The 6809-nt window shown below is 72.4% G+C and carries 6 protein-coding genes; 4 read left to right on the forward strand and 2 right to left on the reverse strand.

Features of this window, described 5'->3' with window-relative positions:
* Window positions 1–79 precede the first annotated feature (79 nt).
* Window positions 80–1345 carry an amino acid deaminase gene (locus ACIQ6Y_RS26780; RefSeq protein ID WP_404042527.1) on the forward strand — a complete coding sequence of 422 codons (1266 nt, stop codon included), beginning with the start codon at window positions 80–82 and terminating at the stop codon, window positions 1343–1345.
* Between the two features lie 8 nt (window positions 1346–1353).
* On the forward strand, window positions 1354–2937 hold the full coding sequence (locus ACIQ6Y_RS26785) for an amidohydrolase family protein (protein WP_404042528.1): 1584 nt from the start codon (window positions 1354–1356) through the stop codon (window positions 2935–2937).
* Window positions 2938–2943: 6 nt separating this feature from the next.
* Here the strand turns inward: ACIQ6Y_RS26785 and ACIQ6Y_RS26790 are convergent, their stop codons facing one another.
* Entirely contained in the window at window positions 2944–3789 is an 846-nt protein-coding gene (locus ACIQ6Y_RS26790) for a serine protease (RefSeq protein WP_404042529.1), read from the reverse strand.
* Window positions 3790–3932: 143 nt separating this feature from the next.
* Window positions 3933–4676, reverse strand: coding sequence for a hypothetical protein (locus ACIQ6Y_RS26795; RefSeq protein WP_404042530.1), 744 nt, complete (start codon window positions 4674–4676; stop codon window positions 3933–3935).
* A 125-nt stretch (window positions 4677–4801) separates the two neighbouring features.
* Here ACIQ6Y_RS26795 and ACIQ6Y_RS26800 point away from each other — a divergent pair, with 125 nt between their 5' ends.
* Entirely contained in the window at window positions 4802–6013 is a 1212-nt protein-coding gene (locus tag ACIQ6Y_RS26800) for a pyridoxal phosphate-dependent aminotransferase (protein ID WP_404042531.1), read from the forward strand.
* A gap of 78 nt (window positions 6014–6091) precedes the next feature.
* Window positions 6092–6520 (forward strand): hypothetical protein, encoded by a 429-nt coding sequence (locus tag ACIQ6Y_RS26805; protein WP_404042532.1) that lies wholly within the window; start codon window positions 6092–6094, stop codon window positions 6518–6520.
* Window positions 6521–6809 lie beyond the last annotated feature (289 nt).

Consider the following 6809-nt stretch of genomic DNA (forward strand, 5'->3'; position numbering starts at 1 on the left):
GGCCGAGATGTTAGACAGCAGCAAGCGCCATACGCAACGGATGTTGCACATAATGCAACGGCCCAGATCAGGAGGCCCCATGAGCATCGAGTCGCCGACCGCACTGGCCGCGGAACGCGTGGACCACCGCTTCAAGGGCCTCCCGCCGGACGCCGAAGGCCTCACCGTCGGCGAGCTGGCCGCCCAGCGCCGCAACCTCTTCACCGGCGGCTTCACCACGCCCGTGCTCGCGCTGTCCGCCGAGCGTCTGGAGCACAATCTGCGGCTGATGGAGACGTACGCCGAACGCCACGGCCTCGCCTTCGCCCCGCACGGCAAGACCACCATGGCTCCCCAGCTGTTCCAGCGGCAGATCGAGCACGGGGCGTGGGGCATCACGCTGGCCGTGCCGCACCAGGTCCGTGTGGCCCGGGCGTTCGGGTTCGGGCGCGTCTTCCTCGCCAACGAGCTCGTCGACCCGGCCGCCCTCGGCTGGATCGCCGCCGAGCTCGCCGCCGACCCGGACTTCCGTCTCGTCTGCTACGTCGACTCCGTACGCGGGGTGCAGCTGATGGACGCGGCCCTGCGGGGCACCCCGCGTCCGGTGGACGTCGTCGTCGAGCTGGCCGCCGGGGAGGGCGCCCGCACCGGGGTCCGTACCGAGGCGGAGTGCGCGGCCGTCGCCGAGGCGGTGGCGGCGACCGGGACGCTGCGTCTGGTCGGCGTCGCCGGATACGAGGGCGAGGTGCCGCAGGCGACGCCTGAGCGGGTGCACGCCTGGCTGCGGCGGCTGGTGGCGCTGGCCGTCGACCTCGACAAGGCGGGACGGTTCGACCGTACGGAGGAGATCGTCGTCAGCGCGGGCGGCAGCGCCTGGTTCGACGCGGTGGCCGAGGTGTTCGCGGAGATCCCCGCACTGTCCCGGCCGGTGCTGAAGCTGCTGCGCTCCGGCGCGTACGTCTCGCACGACGACGGGCACTACCGCAGGCTGACCCCCTTCAACCGGGTCCCCGAGGAGGGCGCCCTGGAGCCCGCCTTCCGGCTGTGGACGCAGGTGGTCTCGCGGCCCGCCCCCGACCAGGCGTTCGTCAACGCGGGCAAGCGGGACGCGGCGTACGACCTCGATCTGCCCTTCGCGCAGGTGGTTCGCCGGGACGGCATCGAGCGCCCGGCCACCGGCGTCTCGGTGACGGCCCTGTCCGACCAGCATGCGTGGCTGCGCACGACCGAGGAAGCCGATCTGGAGGTCGGGGACTGGGTGGGGCTCGGGCTGTCCCATCCGTGCACGTCGTTCGACAAGTGGCAGCTGATCCCGGTGGCCGAGGCGGACGGCACGGTCGTCGACTACATCCGTACGTTCTTCTAGGAGGCCCCGTGGAAGACCTCGTCATCCGGGACGCGGACGTCGTCGACGGCTCCGGCGGGCCCTCCTACCGGGCGGACGTCGTGGTCGACGGCGGCCGGATCGTGTCGATCGTCAAGGAGGCGGCGGCCGCCGGCTGCCAACGGCCTCGCGCCATACGGGAGTTGGACGCGGAGGGCCTCGTCCTCTCCCCCGGCTTCATCGACATGCACGCGCACAGCGACCTCGCGCTGCTGCGCGACCCCGACCACAGCGCCAAGGCCGCCCAGGGCGTGACGCTGGAGGTCCTCGGTCAGGACGGGCTGTCGTACGCCCCGGTCGACGACCGCACGCTTCAGGAGGTGCGCCGGGCGATCACCGGCTGGAACGGCCACGGCGACGACATCGACTTCGACTGGCGCTCGGTCGGCGAGTACCTGGACCGCCTCGACCGGGGCATCGCCGTCAACGCGGCCTATCTGATCCCGCAGGGCACGGTCCGCGCGCTCGTCGTCGGCTGGGAGGACCGCCCGGCCACCCCCGAGGAGCTGGACCGGATGCGGCGGCTGGTCGCGGAGGGCCTGGAGCAGGGCGCGGTGGGCCTGTCGTCGGGGCTCACCTACACGCCGGGCATGTACGCCGAGGACGCCGAACTCACCGAGCTGTGCCGGGTGGTGGCGTCGTACGGCGGCTACTACTGCCCGCACCACCGCTCCTACGGGGCGGGCGCGCTGGAGGCGTACGCGGAGATGGTGGAGCTGACGCGGCAGGCGGGCTGCGCGCTGCATCTGGCGCACGCGACGATGAACTTCGGCGTGAACGAGGGCCGGGCGCCCGAGCTGCTGGCCCTGCTGGACGAGGCCCTGGCGGCGGGGGCCGACATCAGCCTGGACACGTACCCCTACACCCCGGGCAGCACCACGCTCGCCGCGCTGCTGCCGAGCTGGGCGAGCGAGGGCGGCCCGCAGGCGCTGCTGGACCGGCTGAGGGGCGACGGGACCGCCGAGCGCATCCGGCACGACCTGGAGGTCACCGGCTCGGACGGCTGCCACGGGGTGCCCGTCGACTGGAACACCATCGAGATCTCCGGGGTGGGCGACCCCTCCCTGTCCGGTGAGGTCGGCCGCCGCCTGGACGGCTGGGCGACGGCCCGCCGGCTGCTCCTGAAGGACCGGCTGGCCACCTCGATCCTCCAGCACGTGGGGCACGAGGAGAACGTCCGGGCGATCATGCGCCACCGGGTGCACACCGGCGGCTCGGACGGCATCCTGCAGGGCGCCAAGCCGCATCCGCGGGCGTACGGCACCTTCCCGCACTACCTCGGGACCTACGTCCGTGAGCTGGGCGTGCTGTCGCTGGAGGAGTGCGTCGCGCACCTCACCTCGCGGCCCGCGGCCCGGCTGCGACTGCCGGACCGCGGTCTGGTGCGCGAGGGTCACCGGGCCGACCTGGTGCTCTTCGACCCGGCGACCGTCGCCGCGGGCTCCACCTACGACCGCCCGCGCGCCCTGCCGACGGGCATCCCGTACGTCCTGGTGGACGGGAGGTTCGTCATCGAGGAGGGGCGGCGGACGGACGTGCTGGCGGGACGGGCGGTGCGCAGGACGCCCGTGTAGGTGCACTTACGGCTTGGGCAGCGCGCAGCCGCTCGCGTACAGGTCCAGCTTGTTGTCCAGGCCGAAGCAGGCGGCGAGGAGGTAGGTCTGCTGGGCGTAGTTGATGCCCTGGCGGACCGTGACGTTGCCGTTCTCGTCGACCTCGCAGGGGTTGTTGACGGTGCAGCTCTGGCCGTCCTCGTTGCCGGTGTTGTTGACGGCGACGACCCGGCCGGTGCTCTGGTCGATCACGGGCGAGCCCGAGGTGCCGCCGATGGTGTTGCAGGCGGAGGTGTAGCGGACGGAGTCCTTCCAGGTCCAGCCGCCCTCGCGCATGCGGTAGACGAAGCCGTCGACGGAGCAGTTGTAGATCCGCTTCCAGTAGCCGGAGACGACGCTGATGGCGGTGCCGGCGACCGGGTGGGTGTCGTTCAGGGTGAGGGCGTTGATGCCGTAGGTGCTGCGGATCGAGGCGTAGGAGCGGGTGAGCTGGTAGACGGCGACGTCGGTGTCGGTCATCGTCGAGTAGGCGATCTTGCTCGCGCGCAGGGTGCCGACGCGGGTGCCCGAGGAGTTCAGCAGGCTGAAGGAGCGGGTGGAGGGCTGGTCGACGACGACCTCGCCCGGGTCCGGCATGCCGGTCTCCAGACAGTGGCCGTTGGTGAGGACGAGCGCCGGGTCGTCGTCGGCCGAGTCGGGCATGCGGATCACGGAGCCTGAGCAGTTGCTGAGTGCCACGGTGCCGGCGAAGTTGACGGCCTTGACGGCGGGCGCCGCGCTCCCGCTGTCCGTCTCGGTGGCCGCGACGGCGGGTGCCGCACCCGCCCCGGTGATCACCAGGGCGGCGAGTGCGGCGAGGAGAGGCTTGTTCATGTGGGGTCCCCTCTATGGACGTGAGCGGCCGGAGATCTTCCGGCCGCCCCGTTCTTGTCATGCGCATTGTTAATGCGGTGACGGGAGGGGACAAGGAGTCGTTTCCGGCCCGGCTGGCCGATTGGCGACTGACTGCCTCGGGCCTAGCCTTTGGGTCCTTTGGTCTCCGGCCTGCCCTGCCCGCGGCCGGGCTTGGCGTCGGTGGCCGTGGGCGAGGCCTCGGGGGCCGAGGGGCCTGCGGTGGGGGCGGTGGAGGCGGTGGGCTGCCCGCTCTCCGTGGGGTCCTGCGCTCCGGGCTCGACCGAGGAGCTCGCCGAGGCGCCGGGAGAGGCGGCCGAGGAAGCGTCGGCGGCCGACGGGCCGGTCGCCTGGGAGGCGGGCCCGTCGGGGCCCTCGGTGGCGCCGGACCCCGAGGAGTCCGAGGAGTCCGCGGCGTCCGTCGCGTCCTGCACCGTCGGCCCCGTACGGTCGCCACGGCCGACCGGGTCGTCGTCCGAGGACCCGCCGAAGGAGAAGCCCGCCACGAGGGCGGCGAGGGAGACGACACCGATGGCGCCGCCCGCGAACAGCAGCCGGCGGTCGCGGCGGGCGGCGGCCCGGCGCGCGTCCCGCCGGGTGGCGGCACGGCCGGCGGGGAGGCCGGTGGGGACACCCGTCGAGTCGTCGGCCACCTGGGGGAGCTGCGCCGTCTCGTCGTAGGCGTTCTGCCAGCCGTGGGCGGCGGCGGGGTCCGCGTACTCGTCGTAGGCGGGGACGGCACCGGCCACCTGCGGGTGGTAGACGTTCGGCGGCGTCCCGAGCACGGCCTGCCCGTCGTACCCGCCGGTGGCGGGGGCGGCCGCGCTCGGGGGGTACGGCCCGGGGTCGGGTTGACGGTACTCAGACATGGGCGCGCATTTTAGAGACTGGCGGGTAGGTTGCGACAGCTACCGGCGATAACCGAGCAAACCGGGCGTCTCACGTGGCGGAAAACACGACCCGAGGTGCCGGAGCGGGCCGTAAGCTCCCAGACATGCAGGTGATCCAGTCGACCAAGCTCGCCAACGTCTGTTACGAGATCCGGGGCCCGGTTCTCGAAGAGGCCATGCGGCTTGAGGCGGCGGGCCACCGCATCCTCAAGCTGAACACCGGGAACCCGGCCGCCTTCGGCTTCGAGTGCCCGCCGGAGATCCTGGAGGACATCCTCCGCAACGTCTCCACCGCGCACGGCTACGGCGACGCGAAGGGCCTGCTGGCCGCGCGCCGGGCGGTCGTCATGCACAACCAGACCCTCGGCATCGAGACGGACGTCGAGCACGTCTTCGTCGGCAACGGCGTCTCCGAGCTGATCGTGATGGCGATGCAGGGCCTGCTGGACGACGGCGACGAGGTGCTGGTGCCGGCCCCGGACTATCCGCTGTGGACGGCGGCGGTGTCCCTGTCGGGCGGTACGGCGGTGCACTACCGCTGCGACGAGCAGTCCGACTGGATGCCGGACCTGGCGGACGTGGAGCGCAAGGTCACCGACCGCACCAAGGCGATCGTCATCATCAACCCGAACAACCCGACCGGTGCGGTGTACGACCGGGCGATGATCGAGGGCCTGACGGACATCGCGCGCCGCCACAACCTGCTGGTCTGCTCGGACGAGATCTACGACAAGATCCTCTACGACGGCGCCACGCACATCCCGACCGCGTCGGTCGCCCCCGACCTGCTCACCCTCACCTTCAACGGCATGTCGAAGGCGTACCGGGTGGCCGGCTACCGGGTGGGCTGGATGTCGATCTCCGGCCCGCGCGCGCACGCCGAGTCCTACATCGAGGGCCTGACGATCCTGGCGAACATGCGGCTGTGCGCGAACATGCCGGGGCAGCACGGGGTGGTCGCGGCGCTGAGCGGACGCCAGTCGATCAACGACCTGGTGCTGCCGGGCGGGCGGCTGAAGGAACAGATGGACGTGGCGCACTCGATGCTGACGCAGATCCCGGGCGTGACGTGCGTACGGCCGAAGGGGGCGCTGTATCTGTTCCCCCGGCTGGACCCGAAGGTCTTCAAGATCAAGGACGACCGGCAGCTGGTGCTGGATCTGCTGCGCCGCGAGAAGATCATGGTCGTCCAGGGGACGGGCTTCAACTGGCCCGAGCCGGACCACTTCCGTGTGGTGACCCTGCCGACGGCGCGCGACCTTCAGGACGCGATCGGCCGGATCGGGAACTTCCTGGACGGCTACAGCCAGCCCTGACGGCCCTGTTTTGCGAACGGCTCAACTTTAGACTGAATCCAAGCTAGGATGGCTTCTGTAGAGAGCAGGAGGCCATCCATGTACGAACCGATCCGCACTGAGCCTTCCCGCAGGTCCGTCCACAGCACGACGATGGCCGGCACGTCCTCGGAATTCCCGCACCGCTCGCGGGAGGAAGAGCTGGACATCCAGCTCGCGGGCCATCTCGGCGCGCTGCTCGCCGTCACCGACGAACTGCGCGCCCTGACGCCGTCCGCCGACCTGGACGAGGCGGCGGCCCGTCTCGCCGAGCAGGTGTCCCGCCTGCGCGGCGGCCCGGCGCCGGTCCGCGCGGTCCCGGCCGCCACCGGTGAGATCACGGCCCTGCACCAGCGGGCCCACACCCTCGCCGGGCGCGCCCTGGTCGTCGCCGCGTCCCGTGCGGACACGGCGTCCGCGATCCTCGCCGCCGAGCGCATGGACGCCCACACCGAGGCCCTCGCGTCCCGCGAGCCGGCCCTTTCCTGAGCCCCCCCGGGGCTCCCCTCCACGGCCCCGGTCCGCGTGCGACCGCAGCGACGCGCGGACCGGGTGCCACACACTGCGTTGGCTCGAGCCGGGTATCGCCGTTGGGGCTGCCGATGGTGGGCGGCTTTCGGTTGTCCGTGGCTGGTCGCGGGGGGGGGGGGGGGGGGGGGGGGGGGGGGCCCGGCGGGGGGGGGGGGGGGGGGGGGGGGGGGGGGCCCCCCCCCCCCCCCCCCGGCCCGCGGTGGGGTGAGGCGGAGGAGGCGCTCAGGCGGCCCCTGGGTCGTCAGGT

The sequence above is a fragment of the Streptomyces sp. NPDC096205 genome (genome assembly GCF_044763135.1).
In the GTDB taxonomy this organism is placed as follows: domain Bacteria; phylum Actinomycetota; class Actinomycetes; order Streptomycetales; family Streptomycetaceae; genus Streptomyces.

Bases quoted from the DNA above. Each gene is read 5' to 3' on its own strand.
- ACIQ6Y_RS26780 (WP_404042527.1), top strand. From the start codon at position 80: ATGAGCATCGAGTCGCCGACCGCACTGGCCGCGGAACGCGTGGACCAC.
- ACIQ6Y_RS26790 (WP_404042529.1), bottom strand. From the start codon at position 3,789: ATGAACAAGCCTCTCCTCGCCGCACTCGCCGCCCTGGTGATCACCGGG.
- ACIQ6Y_RS26795 (WP_404042530.1), bottom strand. From the start codon at position 4,676: ATGTCTGAGTACCGTCAACCCGACCCCGGGCCGTACCCCCCGAGCGCG.
- ACIQ6Y_RS26800 (WP_404042531.1), top strand. From the start codon at position 4,802: ATGCAGGTGATCCAGTCGACCAAGCTCGCCAACGTCTGTTACGAGATC.
- ACIQ6Y_RS26805 (WP_404042532.1), top strand. From the start codon at position 6,092: ATGTACGAACCGATCCGCACTGAGCCTTCCCGCAGGTCCGTCCACAGC.